10 protein-coding genes are annotated in these 17,838 nt (G+C 57.7%); 8 read left to right on the top strand and 2 right to left on the bottom strand.

The genetic code is table 11. The features are described from left to right. Positions 1-111: 111 nt before the first annotated feature. Both HY011_13515 and HY011_13510 read right to left on the bottom strand, forming a co-directional pair. Positions 112-1,005: an IS982 family transposase gene (locus HY011_13515; protein MBI3423948.1), complete on the bottom strand. Its 894-nt coding sequence runs from the start codon at positions 1,003-1,005 to the stop codon at positions 112-114. 376 nt (positions 1,006-1,381) lie between these two features. After that, positions 1,382-5,881 carry a discoidin domain-containing protein gene (locus tag HY011_13510; protein MBI3423947.1) on the bottom strand — a complete coding sequence of 1,500 codons (4,500 nt, stop codon included), beginning with the start codon at positions 5,879-5,881 and terminating at the stop codon, positions 1,382-1,384. Between the two features lie 849 nt (positions 5,882-6,730). Here HY011_13510 and xrt point away from each other — a divergent pair. The 8 genes from xrt to HY011_13470 all read left to right on the top strand — a co-directional run. Continuing rightward, a complete protein-coding gene (gene xrt / locus HY011_13505; GenBank protein MBI3423946.1) occupies positions 6,731-7,531 on the top strand; it encodes an exosortase in 801 nt (266 codons plus the stop codon). 217 nt (positions 7,532-7,748) lie between these two features. Next, positions 7,749-9,416: a S41 family peptidase gene (locus HY011_13500; GenBank protein ID MBI3423945.1), complete on the top strand. Its 1,668-nt coding sequence runs from the start codon at positions 7,749-7,751 to the stop codon at positions 9,414-9,416. 121 nt (positions 9,417-9,537) lie between these two features. Then, the gene (locus HY011_13495; protein ID MBI3423944.1) at positions 9,538-11,286 is read left to right on the top strand and encodes a hypothetical protein; all 1,749 of its coding nucleotides are present in this window, start codon (positions 9,538-9,540) and stop codon (positions 11,284-11,286) included. A gap of 20 nt (positions 11,287-11,306) precedes the next feature. Then, entirely contained in the window at positions 11,307-12,008 is a 702-nt protein-coding gene (locus tag HY011_13490; GenBank protein ID MBI3423943.1) for an ABC transporter ATP-binding protein, read from the top strand. A gap of 71 nt (positions 12,009-12,079) precedes the next feature. After that, positions 12,080-14,593 carry an ATP-dependent Clp protease ATP-binding subunit gene (locus HY011_13485; protein ID MBI3423942.1) on the top strand — a complete coding sequence of 838 codons (2,514 nt, stop codon included), beginning with the start codon at positions 12,080-12,082 and terminating at the stop codon, positions 14,591-14,593. Between the two features lie 620 nt (positions 14,594-15,213). After that, positions 15,214-15,354, top strand: a complete 141-nt coding sequence (locus HY011_13480; protein ID MBI3423941.1) for a hypothetical protein — start codon at positions 15,214-15,216, stop codon at positions 15,352-15,354. Between the two features lie 333 nt (positions 15,355-15,687). After that, positions 15,688-16,143: a hypothetical protein gene (locus HY011_13475; GenBank protein MBI3423940.1), complete on the top strand. Its 456-nt coding sequence runs from the start codon at positions 15,688-15,690 to the stop codon at positions 16,141-16,143. A gap of 64 nt (positions 16,144-16,207) precedes the next feature. Beyond that, positions 16,208-17,838 (top strand): hypothetical protein (locus tag HY011_13470; protein ID MBI3423939.1); only part of this gene is annotated, 1,631 nt, incomplete at its 3' end.

Genomic DNA, 17,838 nt, shown 5'->3' with positions numbered 1-17,838 from the left:
GATGGAACCGCGATTGTCAATAGGGCACTTACGGGGCAATGCAATCCTACGCAACACAGGAATCCCACCTTAGAAAATAGCCATGCTACCTGATGTGCAACTCTTTTGAGATCAAGTCGCCACCAAGCTGTCCAACTCAAGCGGGGGACGACCGAGTTGCAGGTTGAGAAAGGCGGCAACCGTATGCGCGAGAATCTTGCGAATCAAGCGATGTTGGTAATGCCACAGGTCGCGTGCCCGAATGCGAGCGACACCGAATCGTTCGGTCAACTGCGAGCCCACGGTCTCGACGATTTTACGCCAGTGCGCGCAGGCTTTGAGCAAGCGCGGCGGTTGCGTCTCCGTCATATTCTTGCGCGCCGGAACAATGAGCTGAATGCCCTGCCGTTGCGCATACAAACTTTGCCGAAAAGGGTCCCAAAAGCCTTTATCGGCAGGCACCAGACCGTGATAGCCCGCTAGCAAAGCGCCTGTATGATTGACATCGTGGGCGCGGGCCGGCAGCCGCGGGGTGTAAGTCATCAGGCCGCAGCGCGTTACGCGCAGACCCAACTTGAAACCGTAGTAGTCCAGTTTCTTGGCGGCACAATGACCGTAATCGGCCTGCCCCCGCAAGCAGCGGTCACGCGGCGCGCGCGTATAAGTGCAGACCGGCAGGGGCAAGGTGTCAATCGCTTGTACTGGATCAGTGGCCTGCCCGCTCAACGCGACCAAGCGTTGTTGCAGGTGCGCCTTGAGTTGCCAGAGGTTGGCGGCTTGGCGCACAAACAACGTGCGGTCGCGCAGCTTGGGAAAGAAATGCCGATAATGACTCCGGAAGTAGTTATAGAGGTCAGCATCGGCGTTGAGCTTCCAGTATTCGCCGCAGACTTCCATTGTGATCACCTCTTCGTCGGTTAATTCGGGCGTAAAGCCGCCGTGGCGAAGTGCTTGCGTGCTGGTAAGCGCCCGGTAGTGCGTGACTAGCAAACAATAAACCGTGATGATAAAAGTGTCGCGATCCATTGGTGGCTCCTCTCTGTCGCGGTTTGATTCGTCATCAACCATTCTACAGATAGTCCACCAGTGGGTCAGCACCTCAAAAAGAGTTGCACATCAGGTTAGGTAGTCAAAAGACAGCCTACTCAGGAACGCCCGGTGCGCAAAGTGCGCGGCGCAGTACTTCACCGCCACGGATTCGGGTACCTTAGCAACTTTTGCGAAAAAGGCCGCCAAATACATGGGTTTGAGCCGCCTGTTTTCGCCAATGTCCAGTAATTTTTTACTGGAAGGTATTGGCTAGGTAACTCAAGCGTTGCGAATACAATCCGGTTGCGTCTTTTGGAGTGGTGCAGGGGCTAACGCGATACCAGGTGTATCGGGTTAGAAACTCAAACTGGAATCAAGGTGTCGTGCTCACGCGGAAGTCTTGCTTGGAATAATCCAACCCGACCCGATTGGTGGCGTCGGTGGCCGTCACCATAAAGCGCACGAAAGCACTGCTGGGGAAATTCGCGGGGATGAGCCAACGATATTGCCCGACGTTGCCTGGCACTTCGGCCAGCAGCATGTTGTAAAGCACGCCGCCATCCACCGACATGCGCACCTGGAATTTATTGACGCGTGCTCCGGGGTCGGTCGCCCAGGAAATCGTGGCGTATTGCCCGGCGAGCAATTGCGTGCCCGCCGTCGGTGCGGTCAGCACGACATTGGGCGCGCCGTCCAGCGTCACCACGATCTCTTGTTTGGCCGTGCGGATTTGCGCGCCCGACGCCGCGAACAGCGGCGCAAACAGTTTGCCTGCCTGCGTCGTGTTGGGCGTGAAGGTGAACAAACCGCGCGCCGCATCGAAGCTGGAACCTTCGGGCAAGCCGGTGGCGGCCAGCGTGACCGGGCGGTTTTGATCATCGGTTTTCTTGAGCAGGAAGCTCAAGCTTTGCCCGATCAACAGCCGCTTCGGCGTCAATTCGCTGAGCGCCAACGGACGCAGCGCATTCGTATCGGCAAACAATCGCAGCTCAGTCAGGTTGAAATAGTAATCCCCGCTGGAATCGCGGTCATTCCAATCGGTCTTTTGCACACGCACGTAACGGTATGCACCGGTGTCAGCGACGCCGGCGCGCCAGGGTTGATTGAGCGGCACGGCGTCGCCTTCGCGCATGCCCAGCACAACCGGGTTGTCGAACTCAGGCGTGTTGGAACCCAGCACGATGAAGTTGCGCCGACAATTGGGTTGATCCGAATCCGGGCGGTAGAGAATCTCAATGCCCAGCACGCGATAGGCCGTGCCCAAATCGGTTTGCCACCATTCGGGCTGATTGGTGTTCGACTTGGAATGCCAGAGCGAGACCAGGTTGTTCGCCATCGTTCGCCCGTCATTGCCTGACGCCGGGTCGCCTGTCACGTCCGACCAGGTTTGCACGCTTGATGCGGTGGCGGGTTTGTTCAACGCCACATTCGTCAGCGTTGCCGTGTTAGGAAAGGCTGTCGCCAGCGGCGGCACCGGCACGGCAAAGACTTTGACTTCGGTCAGATTGAAAAAGGCCTGCCCTGCGGCGTCGGTGTCATCCGCCCGCGTTTTGCGAATGCGGAGGTAGCGATACTTGGTCGCATCGCCAATGCCAACGGCCCACTTCTGACCGAAGGGCACCGCCGTTTCGCCGCGTCCGGTCAGCGCGACCGAGGTGGCGAAGCTGGCGTCGTTTGAACCCAAGACGACAAAATTGCGGCGGCAAGTCGGTTCGTCTTTGTCGGGTCGGAAGGTGATCTCGATGGCTTGCAGGCGCAAGGCCGCGCCCAAATCCACCTGCCACCATTCAAGCTGCCCGCTGTTCAACGCCGAGTGCCACGCCGAGGTGAGGGTCGCCGTGCGAATCACACCATCATTCGCCGACGGCGCATCGCCTGTGACGCCCGTGACGCCGCGCACACTGGAAGCGCTGGCGGGTCGTTTGAAGGCCGCATTGATCAGCCCCGAGGTATTCGGCGCGGGGAGTTCCGGCGGAATCCCATTCGAGCTAGGAGTAGGAGTAGGAGTAGCGCCCCCGCCGCCAGGAGGAGTCGGCGAGGGACTGGGCTGTGGGGGCGGCAAGACCACCGGCGTGCGCGGCAGGACGACGGCGTTCAGCAATTCCGGCAGGAAGTCGTTGATCGTCAGCGCCGTTTGCCCATACGCCTTGGTTGAAGAACCGGTGAATTGCGCGGAACGGAAACTGATCGTCGCGCGGAAGCTGGGTGGCACGCTCGTACCGCTGGGGATGTCGCGGTAAAACGCAGTGTCGCGGAACAAGAGCCGCGCCTTGTCCCACAAATCCTGGCGGCCCGAAATGCGCGCGCCCGCCACTACGACCTGCAATCCCATGCCGCCCAATTGCTGCGTTAAATCATCGGCCACGGCGTTCGGCGTCCAGTTGTAACTGGTCGCTAGCGGCAAATAGGTGCTATCGGCCAGCGTGCGTCCGCCTTGCAAGGGTGGATTGGTCATGCCTTTGCCGACGTACCAATCCGCCACGCGCACTAGATACGAGGCGATGCGCTGATCGTTTGTCTCGCGCCAAAATTCGATGACGCCTTCTTGCGCATAGCCCGTCCACGCCCAGGGCTGCACAGCCTTGACCGCCCAATCCACCGTTTGCGAGATGTAAAAGCCTTTGCGCCCGAAGGATTCTTCGGTCTGGGCAAAGAGGTAGCAATTGTCGCGCGCCTTGCTCAGATAACGCATGTCGCCGGTGTAGCGCCACGCCGCCATCAGGGCCAAGGTCGGCCAGCCCAGCCAGCGCGGTTCATTCCAACTCAACGCATTATCAAAGGTGAGATTCATGCGTTGCACGGCTTCACTGCCTGACAACGCCGATTCGCGCACGCTCTCGTCGCCGGTCAGCGCCCAATACAACCACATGCCTTCGATCCAGTTGTGGCTGGGTTTGGGTTCCAGGAAGCTGCCGTGATCGCCCTTTTCGTAAAAGGCCATGCCCCGGACATTGTTATTGCCTTCGGCGTCGAGGTAATCGTCGCCGTGGTAATGGCCCCAATCGGCCCGGTAACGCGCCAGTTCGCTGCCGAGTTGGAACGCACGGGCATCGCCCGTGCGCACGTATTCGCGCAGCAAGTTGAATGGCAGATCGTAGTGCAGGTTTGAATAACCATCGCCCCAGCCCAGATCGCCGAAGTTACGCCACCCTAAATTTTCGCCAAACTCCATGCTCTGCCGGTATTCAAAAATAGACTGCGGTTTGCTGGCATTGCACGCGGCCAGGTCATATGCGCTGGCCATCAATTGTTCATAACGGTTGCCGGCCTGTCCCAATTCGGGATTGGTGCTGTAAACGCTCGTCCAGTTGCGTTTCTCGACCAGCGCCGGACGCACTGCGCCCGTGCTGGCGAGGTAACCCGGATCGAGTTTCGCGCCAAGCGAATTGGTCAAGGTGCGGCCCTGTGCCGTGTTGCGGCCCAGGTAGAAATCAGTCGTCTTGGCCCGCGCGCCCTCGAACACATAGTCATCGCCCGTGTTCGGCAGCACGTTGAAGCGCAAGCCGCTCGCATCGCCGAGCAATGCTTTGGGGAAGTTCTCGGTAAATTCGGGCACGGAGATTTCGAGCAGGTTGGTTCCGCTGCCCGCGCTGAGCGTCGCGCCCGTCTGGTTTTGCGCCAGCCGGGCGTGCGCCTCGGTGGACGTCAGCACCTGCACCGCACCGCTGGCGGTTCCCACTGTGGGAACCAAGGCCGAAAGGCTGCGCAACAAGGCGTGTTGCGCAAAAGTGCCTTTGCCCAGATTGGCCGCGCCGAAGCCGTAAGTGCCGGTGTTGGTCAATTGCAAGCGCACGCGCACAAACGGTTGGTCGGCGTAAACGTAATAACGCAGTGTGAAGCTCAGCAACGGCATCACGCGTGTGCCATTCACGACGAAATGCCCATCCTGGCGCACGACTGCACGCAAGGCATTGGCTTCCTCGATCCCTGCGCTATCAATCGAGAGCGCTGCCGTTTGCAAGCTTTGTCCCGTCGTGGCGATGACCTTTTCGCCCGGCGTGTGCTTGATTGTCAGCGCGGCAGCGAATTGCAGCGCCTGTCCGCGCGCATCGCGGATGGTGGCGGTCTCGGTCTCGACGGTTAAGTCGCGCACCTTGCTGCCCGCCGCGTGGCGGAAGCGTAAGGGCGCGGCCAACCGCAAATCCTGTGTGCCTGGCACCGAATTGACGGTGACTTCTTCGACGCGTGCCGTGCCTTCTTCGATACGGTAGCGATGATTCACCGCCCAGTCATTCTGCCACATGACTAACCGGGTGCCGCCCACGTCGGCGTCCCAGCGCAAGGTGTCGGTTTTTTCAAACCGCACGCTTTCTCCGGCACGCAACACGGTGGCATCGTTGACGGTAAATTGGTTGGTGGTGGGATCAATGCGATTGACCAGCACCGCACGCGGCACTTCGGCCTGGGCTGTCAGCGCGGCGCGCAACTGTTCGATGCCGCCTTGCTTGAAGCTCTTGACCAATTCGCTGCCCAGCTTGGGCAACTCGATTTCGAGTTGCGCGCTTTTCAGGCGAATGCTGGCCGCCGTTTCAGTGCGGGTGATGATGGACGCGGCAGGCACGGTTTGCGGCGCGCGCGTCAGGTAAAAGACGCCCGCCGCCGCCGGTTTGAAATCCACCAAGACCCATTTGAGCGGCTTCGCGGTATCGTTTGCCAGCCCGCGCCAGCGCGCCAACACGCGCATCTGTGACGGAACTTGCGCACCATTGGCGTCAATCACGCCAAGCTGCGCCACGTCCGTCACGGCGGCCACTTCGCCAAGCGGCACGCCAAGCGTCACCGGTAAACCAGCAGACGCGGCGGCCACCATCAGCGCCACGCGCACGGGCGGTGTTTGAGCCTGGACTGCGAAGCGTTGCTCAAGTAGAGACACTACGCCGACCAAGCTGCCTAAAATCAGCAGGACCGTAGTCCTCAATAACGTCGAATGGGATGCGTTCCGACGAACAGGCAGGAGAGCTAAAGAAGAGCAAACTGCGAACAAACGGGAAATTCGACCGGACTGGGGGTAAACAGCTCGACCGACCCGGATACGTGTAGGATACATTTTGGCACCATCCCTACGGGAAAATATCCGGGGCACCTGGACTTTGATTTTCAAAAAGGGTTTGTGAAGAAAGCAGGTAACTGAGGGAGTGTTGGGCTGGCTCTGATTAGTTAAAACGAAAGCATTGCCCAGAGGCACTGGCGCAACGGTCTAACTAATTTTTTGTCATTGAGAAATCGGCACAACCGGAAAGACATGCGGCCGATCTGTCAAAAGAGCCTTTGCTACCTACTCTGCTTGGAACGGGATTCAACGATCCCGACCTTACCACACCCTTGCCTGAATCAAAAAGAAAAAAGTTCGGCCACAACCGCAGACACTGCGGGCAAGACTTTTCATAAAGACTTGTCAACAGGGAAGGGCTGTTGGCCTGAACAGGCAGTGGTCAAAGCGCGGCGACTCTGTTGAGTAGATATGTTTTTGCGGTCGCCTTGTGAGAGTTGTTCGTCGTCGTCGGAAAGTTAGGTTGAATGCGCCTTGCACTCCGAAGTGGAAGTTTGCGGCAAACGTTACAGATGCCGCCAGCCCTTCAAACAAGCGCCACGTTGCGCGGTTACGCCTTGCGCAGAATTCTGTTAAGTTGCGCGCGTGACTCGCTGGCAGCTTCCTAATTCAGACCGGCCCAATTCAAACTGGCCCAAACAAAGTGCAGTGCGCGGTGCGGCGTTAGCTCTGGTGTGGCTTTGGTTGTATCACGATGTTTTGCGCCGTTTGGTGGATGACTGGCGCGTGGATGAAAACTATTCGCACGGCTTTTTGATCCCCTTCATCGGCGGCTATGCCATCTGGACGCAACGGCGCAGGCTCGCTGCCTTGCCGGTTAAACCGCAGTTTTGGTTGGGCGGCGTGTCCATTGTTGCGGCAGTGGCCTTGCACTTGGCCGGGGTTTTAACCGGTGAACTTTATGCATCGCGGCTTTCATTGGTGATTTCGCTGGCGGGGCTGACGCTCTATTTCGGCGGTTGGGCGTGGTTGCGCGCTTTAGCCTTTCCAATTGGATTGTTGTTGTTGGCGCTGCCCGTGCCTTCGATCATTTTCAATCCGCTGGCGTTCCGCTTGCAGTTGCTGGCCTCGGATTACGCCACGCGCGTGATTCAACTCTGCGGCATCCCGGCTTTGCGCGAAGGCAACATCATTGAACTGGCCGCGTTGAAATTGCAGGTCGTCGAGGCCTGTAGCGGCATTCGCTCGTTGATGATGTTGGCTACGCTGGCCGTGGTCTATGCCTATTTCTTTGAGTCGCAGTGGTGGCGGCGTATTTTGTTGGTGCTGGCCGTGCCGCCGATTGCCGTGTTGACCAACGCCGCGCGCGTGGCTGTCACGGGCGTGCTGGCGCATACACAAGGCGCTGCCGTGGCTGAAGGCTTCCTGCACGGCTTTTCAGGCGCGCTGGTGTTTGTGGCCGCCGTCTTATGCTTGCTGGCCTGGGCGCAAATCTTGGAATTCGCCGCGAAACTTTGGCTGCCACGCCGTTGAATTGTCAGCCTTGAAAGCAGCGTTGCAAGGAAAGAAGTAACCCGTGCGCAATACTCGCGCGCGGCGGCGTTCTAGCTTTGCAGCGTGAACGATGGCTTGCTTGACTATCGTTCTTGAGTCGTTACCATAGCGCCGGAGCTTGATTCGCAATGCTTCACGCATTCAGCGCAGTTTCCGTGTAGTTCCGGCGCAGCTTTTAGTGAAGAAGGAGAAAGCAGTGACCCTTAAGTATTCCCGTCCGCTTTTCAGCGCGTTACTCGTCAGCCTATTCATCGCGCTGTCCATGCTCACGCCGCCAACCAGACCTCAGGCCGTCACCGATGAGCGCATCGCCTATGAGCGGCTGACGCGGCATTACGTGCAGGGCATGGAATTGATTCGCGAGAACTTCTTTGAGCAACCCGATTATGAAGTGCTCACACGCACGGCCATCGCGGGGATGTTGCGCACGCTCGATCCGCATTCCAACTTTTACGACAAGAAATCGTTTGAAGAGACTCGCAATGATCAGCGCAGTCAGTATTACGGCATCGGCTCTTCGATCCAGCAGCGCTTGGGCGGCGTTTACATTATGGAGCCGTTCAAGGACACGCCCGCCGCGCGCGCCGGGTTGCGTTACGGCGACCTGATTGTCGCCATTGATGACAAGAACACCGAGAAATGGAACTCCGACCAGGTGCGCGACAATTTGCGCGGCGAACTGGGCACAGAGGTCAAGATCACCGTCAAACGCGCCGGTCTTGAAAAGCCCCTCGTCGTGATGCTGGAACGCGGCGCGGTTGATCTGCCTTCGATCTCGAACACCTTCATCGTGAAATCGGGCATTGGTTACATCGCCTTGTCGCGCGGCTTTCATTCGACGACCAGCGATGAACTCGGCGCGGCGATTGCCAGTTTGAAAGAACAGGGCATGCAACAACTCGTGCTCGATCTGCGCGGCAATCCGGGCGGCTTTCTGGAACAGGCGATTCGCGTGGCCGATAAGTTTTTGCAGCGCGGCCAGTCGGTCGTTTCGGTACGTGAACGCGAAGGACGCGCGACCGAACGCAATCGCGATTACGCCGCCGAATCGGGCGCGCCCGAAGCATTCCCACTGACCATCCTGATTGACGAGGGCACCGCCTCGGCTTCTGAAATCGTGGCGGGCGCGATGCAGGATCACGACCGCGCCCTGATCGTCGGCGAAAACAGTTTTGGCAAAGGTCTGGTGCAGACGATCTTCAACCTGCCCGAAGGCTGCGGCTTGACGCTGACGACGGCGCGCTATTACACGCCGAGCGGGCGGCTGATTCAGCGCGATTACTCGAACGGTTCGATTTATGAATACCACTTCCGCCGCAATGCCAACGGGGAAGTCATCCCGCCCGTCGCCGAAAAACGCGAGACGCGCAAGACCGATTTGGGCCGCCCGGTTTACGGCGGTGGCGGCATCGAACCGGATGTTACCGTCGCCAGCGCCACCATCACGCAAGCGCAATTCAATCTGTGGACATCCGGGCTGTTTATGTTCGTGCGCGAATTGGTCGCGGGCCGCGTCAAAGGCTTCGAACAGTTCAAACGTGAGGGCGTAGACTTCGACCATCAGCCCGTGCCGAACGAATTCGCGATTGGCGATGATGTGCTGAAAGCCTACGAGGCATTTATGACCGAGTTCATCGCGAAATCACCCGAGGCCGGCGTGACCAAAGAGTTGGTTGACCAATCGCTCGATTTCGCGCGTGGCAAAATCCGCGAAGAAGTGCTGATGGCGGCGTATGGACAAGATATGATGCGGCGCATGCAAATCCTCGACGATCCGCAGGTGCAACGCGGCCTGGCCGAATTGCCGAATGCGGCGCAGTTGGTGGAAAAAGCGCGGAAGATGACCAAGGCGGCGAGCAAATAGGCGCGACGGCAAGATTGCAAGTGAGCAAAGAAACGCGAGGCGGCTTGAGTTGTATCAGCCGCCTCATCGTTTGAATGGGCAATGATAGAGGCAGCAGAACAACGGGCTGAGAAAGATTTTGATGAGCAGCTTATCTCGTAGGAACGTGGCGTTAGGTTCATTGCTCGCAGTGCTGGCGGCAGTGGGCTGCTGGTTCTACAGCCAACGCGTCCGCCGCGTCTCGATGGCGCAATACGTGCCCGCCTCCGCGCTCGGCTTCGTTGAGGTCAACAATGTGCCGCAAGTGCTCGAACAACTCACGGCGACGAATGCCTGGCGGCAGCTTGCGCCTGCCTATGGGTTGTCGGACAAGTTGAATTACGCGAGCAAGCTGGGCGGGTTGGCCCAATTCGCGGGTGCGCTTGGTGGTGAGGCGACGTTGTTGGCGCGCGCGCAATTCGCAGTGGCCGTGACGGCGTTGGAGGTGCACGGCGAACAGATCAAACCGCGCTGGGCGTTGGTGGCCGAGACGCATACCGGCAAAGCTGCTTTGCAATCCGTCATTGAAAAACGCCTGCCGGAATTGGCGTGGCGCGCTTTCGGCCAATTTACAAAGCGCGAGCAGAGCGAGCATAGCGGTGTGCCAGTCGTTATTTATAAATCAGCAGCCGATGGGTTTATAGAAGGGGGAAGAGATGGGAAGCAGTTGTTGTCGGCCCAGATGGGCAGCGTTTGGCTACTGGCGAATCATCCCGAAGCGATGCGTGCGTGCATCGAGACGCGGCTGGGGCACGCGCCGTCGTTGGCAAGCAATGCGTACTTGCCGCAGGCACGCGCGGCGGTCGAACGTTCAGGCGAGGTCTTCGGGTTTATCACCGGCGAAGGCGTGACGCGGCTGCTGCGCTTCGGTTCGTTTATGCTCGCCGGGGGCGCGATTGGCAGCGTGGGCAAGGCCGCGCTGGCTGGGGCCGTAGGCGACATCTTCTCGGACTTTTCGGCGAAATCCGCGGATGGCATCGCCTATGGTGTGAGCTTTGAAAATGGCGCGGTGGTAGATCGGTACGAACTGCTGCTCAAACCCGATCTGACCGAAAGTTTGCGCGCCGCGCTTAAGGTCAATACACAACCGCCGCGCGTCCTGACGCTCTTGCCCGCGACGGTGCGCGAAGTGACGCTGCTCAATTTGGAAAATCCGGGGCAGGCGTTTGGCACGCTCGAAACGGCGATTTCAGCGCGTGTTGGCGCCGGGCAGAGTTTCATCCTGCGCCAGTTTTTATCCGGTATGCAGGAAGCGTTTTTCGGGCTGCGCGCCAATGAACTGGCGGTGCGGGCGATTGGCGAAGAAGTGGCGAGCTTGAATTTCACCGACGATGTCGAAGGCCGCATCTGGTTGCTGAAAATGCGCGACCAAACCTTGCTGCGCAAACTGATTGAAAAGATTTTGACGGCGGGTGGGTTGAGTTTGCAGCGTGAACAGCGCGCCGGGGCCGAGTTGTGGACTTCGTCAGATGAACGGCGTGGCGCGGCGCTTTTTCTGGGCGGCTATGCGGGGTTGGGCCGGCGGGCGCAGTTGCTGAAACTACTCGAAGACCGGCGCGGGCTGAAGCTGAACGACGCCCCGCAACTCACGCAGGCCAGCCGCCCCTCGCAAACGGGCGTCATGCTGAGCCTGGCTTCGACCAAAGAAGACAGCGCCGAAATGATGGCGCGGGTGGCGCGCGCGTTGGGAACGTCCGAAGCCGCCGCCGCACCCGCAGCCTTGAATCAATTGCCGCTGGCAGTGAGCGTGACCTCGTTTACGCCGCAAGGGTTGTATGTTGAATCGCATGCGCCGTTGGGGAGCTTTCCCTTGTTTGCGGCGCTGGCGAGTGGGGCGGTTAGTCGAGAGTAAGTAACCTGATGACTGTGACGATGACTCTGAAGCCGATTTTGCTGCGCGCCGCTAACCTTACCAAAACTTACCAAGGCCGCGTTGAAGAGGTTGTTGTCTTCCGCGATTTGCAGCTTGAAATCCGGCAGGGCGAGTTGATTGCCATCACGGGTGAGTCGGGCGCGGGCAAGTCCACGCTGCTGCATTTGCTGGGCGGACTCGATCAACCGACGGCGGGCCGCGTGATTTTGGGCGAGTTTGACACTGCAAAAAATGCTGAAGTAGACTTGGCGCGCTTTCGTAATCGAGCGATCGGATTCGTCTTCCAATTCCATCACCTACTGCCCGAATTCAGCGCCTTGGAGAACGTGATGATGCCGCTGCTCATCAGCGGCGCGGCGCGGCGCGAAGCCGCCGCACGGGCTGCCGTTCTTTTACAGCGCGTAGGGCTGGCCCATCGTAGCGAGCATCGCCCCGGCGAACTGTCGGGTGGCGAGCAACAACGTGTGGCGGTGGCGCGGGCGCTGGTCAATGCGCCGCAATTGCTGTTGGCCGATGAGCCGACCGGCAATCTGGATGAACGGACAGGTGCTGAGTTGTACGCGCTGTTGCGCCGCTTGCAACAGGAAGACGGATTGACCGCGATTCTCGTGACGCACAACATGCACTTGGCCGCGCAATGCGACCGCGTGTTGCGCTTGGAAAATGGAAGACTGGAGGAAGTTCTAAGTTCCGCGTTCTGAGTTCTAGGTTTTTATGCGGCAGTAACAAGCAAACCTAGAACTTAGAACTCAGAACTCAGAACGGTTTAGGGATGTTCGAACGCTATACCGAAAAAGCCCGCCGCGTGATCTTCTTCGCCCGCTATGAGGCCAGCCAGTTTGGCGCGACCCAAATCGAAGCCGAACACATCCTGCTGGGTTTGGTGCGCGAAGACAAAACGCTGACGCATCGTTTCTTTCACCGTTCCCACGTCAATTTTGAATCCATCCGCCGCGAGATCGAAGACCGCTCCGTCTTGCGCGAACGCCTGCCGACGCAGGCCGAATTATTGCTGGCGACCGAGGCCAAACACGTGCTCGCCTATGCCGCCGAAGAATCCGAGCGGCTGGGCCATCGCCACATCGGCACCGAACATTTGTTGTTGGGGTTGCTGCGCGAAGAGAATTCCGTCGCGGCGGAAATCCTCTACGAACGCGGCCTGCGTCTGTCAGACATTCGCAACGAACTGATGCGTCAGGCCAATCTGGAGCGTGGTTCGCACGCCAAAAAGGATTCGCCGCATTTGGTCGAATTCAGCCGCGACCTGACGGAAGCGGCGCTCGAGGGCAAACTCGATCCGCTGGTGGGGCGCGAACAGGAAGTCGAACGTGTCATCGAAATCCTCTGCCGCCGCACCAAGAACAACCCTGTGCTGATTGGCGAACCGGGCGTCGGCAAGACCGCGATTGTCGAGGGCCTCGCCCAACGCATCATCACCTGTGATGTGCCGTCCTTCCTGATTGACAAGCGTGTGCTGGCGCTCGATCTGAGCCTGATCGTCGCGGGCACCAAATATCGCGGCCAGTTTGAAGAGCGCATGAAAACCATCATGCGCGAGTTGATGGAAAACCCGCAGTACATCGTTTTTATTGACGAATTGCACACGCTGGTCGGCGCCGGTTCGGCGGAAGGCAGCCTGGATGCCGCAAACATTCTGAAACCGGCCCTCTCGCGCGGTGAGATTCAATGCATCGGCGCGACGACACCCGCCGAGTACCGCAAATCTATCGAACGCGACCGTTCGTTGGAACGCCGTTTTCAATCCGTCAAAGTTGCGCCGCCCGATGAAGAAGAGGCGCTGCACGTGCTCAACGGCATCAAGGATCGTTACGAGTCTTTCCACAACGTGCGTTACCACGATGACGCTATCGAAGCCGCCGTCTATCAGTCCAATCGTTACCTGCCCGATCGGTTCCTGCCCGACAAAGCGATTGACATCCTCGACGAAGCGGGCGCGCGCGTGAAGTTGCGCGTGCAACGCGAGAGCGGTTACATCCCGCCGCCGCCGCGCTGGCAACGCGAGACGACGCGCGATTTGCGCACCGATTACCGGCAGGATTATTTGCGGACTGATCCTCGTAATGAAGGACGTCACGAGGGGCGCGGGGAATTCCGCGACCGTGGCTACATGAATTCGTCGCGCCGTCCGCCGCAATACTTCGAGCCGCAGGAATTTGAAGAGACCGCCGCACCTGTTTACAAACGCGACATTGACGATGTGATCGCGCGCTGGACGGGCATTCCGGTTTCGGCCTTGCAAGAGGAGGAAACGGCCAAGCTCCTGCGTATCGAAGACGAATTGCATCGCCGCATCGTCAGCCAGGACGCGGCCATTTCGGCGCTCGCCCGCGCCATCCGTCGTTCGCGCGCCGGGCTGAAAAATCCGCAGCGCCCGGTCGGCTCCTTTCTATTCTTAGGCCCAACCGGCGTCGGTAAAACCGAAGTCGCGCGCAGCTTGGCTGATTTTCTGTTCGGTTCAGAGAAATCCATGATCCGTTTCGATATGTCCGAGTTCATGGAAAAGCACTCGGTCTCGAAACTGATCGGCTCGCCGCCGGGTTATGTTGGTTATGAAGAAGGCGGCCAGTTGACTGAACGCGTGCGGCGCAATCCGTACTCTGTGTTGTTGCTCGATGAAATCGAAAAGGCGCACCCCGATGTCTTCAACATCCTGCTGCAAGTTTTTGAAGACGGCATTCTGAGCGACGCGCTCGGCAATACCGTGGATTTCAAGCATTGCATCATCATCATGACCTCGAACCTGGGCGCGCGCTTTATTCATCGCGGCGGCCAGCTCGGTTTCCAATCCACGCACCGCGAAGCCAACGCCAAGAACGAAGACCGCATCCTGGCCGCCGTGCGCGAAGCCTTCAACCCCGAATTCATCAACCGTCTGGACGAGATCATCGTCTTTGAACCGCTCAGCGATGACGACCTCTTGCAAATCGTCGACCTGCTCGAAGCCCAACTCAATCGCACCCTGCTGCATCGCCGCATGGCGATTCAACTCACCGAAGCCGCCCGCCGCTGGATAGTCGAACGCACCTGCACTGACCGCAGCTATGGCGCACGCCCGCTGCGCCGGGCGCTGCAAAAATACATCGAAGACCCGCTGTCGGAAGCCTTGATTCAAGGCACGCTCGGCGATGCGCCGTTGATTGAAGTGTTTGTAGAGGGCGCAGTGCTCAACTTCCGCCCGCTGGACGGGCCGCTCAGTCACGCCGCTTTGTTGCCGAGTTTGGGCAGCGCTGAATTGCGAGAAGAAGACGGCGTGTTAGTGGCCTGAGCGCGCCGCCGTTGACTCGGCAAGGTTAGCCTCCGGATGTTGATAAAAGAGCCTGCCGCGCGTGGCCGTCGCGTAGTGGCGCGCCTGAGTTTAGCCAGGCGTTTTCAACACCGGTAAGCGCCGCCCGGCGTGTACGGCCGCGCAACGGCTGAAATTCAAAGCGCTTGGCACACTCACACAACCTGCCTGACAAAAGCCGCCCATCAACTCTTGTTTTTTAATTTGCTGCGCGTGTGTGCATCCATTGCCTGTTTGCATCCTCTGGTTTAAGGTCACGCCGGTTGGTTGCGCGCTGTCAGACCCAAGCCAACATACAGCGCGTGATCCAATCAACCCCGTTGTTCCGCGCCGGGTCACGGCAACCCGGCGTTCATCAGATTCAAAGGCCGACAGCTTGCCCTGCCGGCCCGGCAAAAGACAGCCCAGCTTTTCGTCCGGAGGAGTTTCCCGATGATCGTTCAGCAAACCCACGCACCACTTCTCTTCGCGCAAGCATCTTTGCCCCCCCCTGCAAGCCTGAAGCCACGCCCACAGACCTGGTAACGGTTTATTGCGCGCTCTCAGACCGCCAACGCCAGGAACGCTTTCTGGATACACACGACGTCGCCGCCAAATTCAGCTTGTCCCAACGCACCGTGCAACACTGGATCAATCTGAATGTGATCGCCGCCGTCCTGGTCGGCAAGAAGAAATACAAAGTAGACCTGCACTCGGTCGAAGCCTTTTTACGCGAGCGCGCCCAGCAACGTGAAGTGATTTAACGTTGCTGGCGGCCTGTTTCACCGGGCCAGTCCGCGCAGGTTGAGGCGGTGGCGCGGTTGAAGTTTGCGACACGCCGGTTTTGCTGGCGTGAAGGGAGAGGTGTATGCGGGCAACGCGACACGCATTTGGCGAAAGATGCGCAAAACGCGCAATTGGCGAAAAACGCGCAAGGGGATTTGCTGAGGCGGTGGTATAAGCCAACGCAGCGTCCAGAGCACGAACATTGCCGAATGCGTGTTGGCTTCGGTACATTCTGAATTCGCTGCCAAGACCACGGGGCATGTAAGCTTCAGGTTCAGTTACATTGAAATTCATCAGCGGGTACATTTGATATGCCAAAATCCAGTTCTTCATCAGCTTTCTTGTTTGGTGTGGTAATTATCTGCTCCAGTGTTGTTGGTGTTGCGCTAACCCTGAGCGCGCGCGGTTGGGTTTTGCCGAAGCGAACCCCTGTTACGTCCTTGCCGTCAAAACCTCAAGCGCAACAACAGGGGCCAAGACAGTTTTTCCGGGTATGGGTATATAGAAACGAAATCGTGCCTAACCTGATTTATGGCAGGTCAGGGCGTGCGTTGCTCCGGGCGGAAAACGAAACCAGCGGCAATATCGAATTAGTGATAGAGCGAGTTGTGCAAAATCAACCCAGCGTTCCGCAAGCAACTATCAGAACAGTCAACAAGGAAAAGCGTGCTGACCAAGAGATCGTTTTGCAGCCGGGTGAATACACCTACTTCACCCCAGCTTTGCCAGCACTCAAAGGAAAATTAATCGTCGAGGCAAGCCAATAATGACCTTGGCTTATCACTGCTGATTATGCTCGCTCGAGCCTGTTTGCCTACGAAGGGGATCACTATGCGCTTGAACATCTCCGCAATGAAATTTATCAACTATTTCCTCCCTGCCGTAATTCTCTCAACTGGCTTTGGAGTGTGCTACGCCCAGAATGCTTATGATCGAGGGACGCCAGCAGCGGCGAAAGCTGGCCTTCTAAATACCTCATCTTACGCCCCTGACAAGGTCGAAACCGTTAATTTAGCGAACGGAAATTTTAATGTACAAATTCCACTGGTAACTGTTGGCGGGCGCGGGGCGGCAGCGTTCCCGATTGCACTTTCATATCAAGGCAAAGTATGGGCAAGCCAGCACGATAGAGAGGTTTTCGAAGTACCATTCAACCAGCAAGTTATTATCGATCACTTTAGGCCAATTCAGGGACAGGGAGTTGGTACAACTCCAAATGTCATAATGCTTGGCAGCGGCTGGTTTATCTCAAAAGGGCCAGCTATTAAATGGAGGAAATTGGAATCGGATCGCACTGGTTGCTCTGGGTTTGTGCTGACCAAGATTTGGTTGTTGATGCCAGATGGCTCGGAGATTGAGTTGCGAGATGTAGACACGCAAGGTGCACCTGATAAAGTAAATAATGAATGTGGGTTTGTTGATCGCAACCGAGGCAAGGTCTGGCGCAGTGTGGATGGGTCAGCCATTACCTATATCACTGATACTGCAAATGGTGTAGTGAATGGGGAGTTGGCTGGCTGGGTGCTCTTAGCGGATGGAACCAAATTCAAGATGGGCAATGGTTACTGTACTGAGATCATTGACCGAAATGGCAATCGGATCAACATTGCCTATAACACGTCTAGCGCAGGGGCCGTGACTTATACAGATCAATTAGGCCGACAGTATATTTTGCAGGGCGGTACAGACGGGGCATCCGTTACGATCAAAGGTTATCAAGGCGTGGCAGATCGAGTTATCAGCGTGACGACTGGGCGAATTGGCGAGGTTGTAGGAGGCGTTCCGGTTAATTTACGCTCCGATTATCACAACGTTCAGCGGCCAATTTATTCCAGTGATTATAATCAATTCCTTGATGGAACAAGCATCGGCACAACAGAGCATACGCAACCACAACCTCATACCGACCTATTTACACATGGCGAGGCTCCAATCTTGATTGATGATCTATTGGCCCCCACACAACTCAATTTCCCGGATGGGCGTGGTTTTCGTTTCCGCTATAACAAATATGCTGAGTTGGCCGAGGTCATTTACCCGGATGGAGGCGTGTCGCAAATTGATTATGGTTTCGAGTATCCACAGGAGTGGTGTGAGAATGTACCTTCGCCATTTGGAGCACAAATTCCTGGCCCGGTCACGGAGCGTCGTGTCCTAACGAATGGAGCCAACATTGATGTTGTCTGGAAATACACGCGTGATATTCAATTCCCACAGGTTACTGTTGAGGCACATCAAGGCACTGTTGCTGGCCCGCTGCTACTTTGGGAAAAGCATTATTTCAAAGCCATCAATGCCGAATATCGTCGTTGCACGGGCTTTGGCTCGCAAGGCACGGGCAATCTGAAATGGGAAAATGGCAAAGTCGAGAAGATCGAGCGCAAGGTCGGTGATACGGCCATCCAGACTGAACTGAAAACTTGGGTGCAACGCACGCCTGTGGTTTGGGAGAACGACCCCGG

It is taken from the genome of Acidobacteriota bacterium, assembly GCA_016196035.1.
In the GTDB taxonomy this organism is placed as follows: domain Bacteria; phylum Acidobacteriota; class Blastocatellia; order RBC074; family RBC074; genus JACPYM01.
The sequence above is the reverse complement of the archived record's forward strand: the minus strand, read 5'-3'. Positions and strand labels throughout refer to the sequence as shown.